This is a genomic window from Streptomyces sp. NPDC059010 (genome assembly GCF_042740355.1).
Lineage (GTDB): Bacteria > Actinomycetota > Actinomycetes > Streptomycetales > Streptomycetaceae > Streptomyces.
On the sequence record NZ_JBHYJA010000043.1, the window covers coordinates 66,588 to 67,018 of the forward strand.

Here is a 431-nt window from a genome sequence, read left to right on the forward strand (position 1 = left end):
GGGTCGGCGTTCTTGCTCGTGCCGGTGTGCGGGCGTCGGGCTCAGCCCCCCCGCGGCGGGGGGGGGGGGGCCCTCCCCGCGCGGGCGCCCCCCCCCCCCCTTTTCGTGCTCCCCCGTGAACTGTGCTTCCCCCGTTAACCGTGCTTCCCCCGTGGATCGTGCTTCCCCCGTCGAGGCCCGCCGCCCCCGTGCCGGCGGGCCCCGTGTGACGACAATCTGCCCGTGTACGGCGGTGGTTGAAGCCTCTTGAACGACATTCAGAGCTTGATTTGAGGATTGCGTAGACGCCCTACGCCTTCAGCAGTGCGCGCACCCATGTCTCCGCGCCCGCGTCTCCGCGCCGCACATCTTCGCGCCCCCCACGCCTCCGCGCCCCGCCCTCACAACGCCGAGAAGCGCCGGGGCGGGGGGGGGGGGGGGAGGGGGTCGCG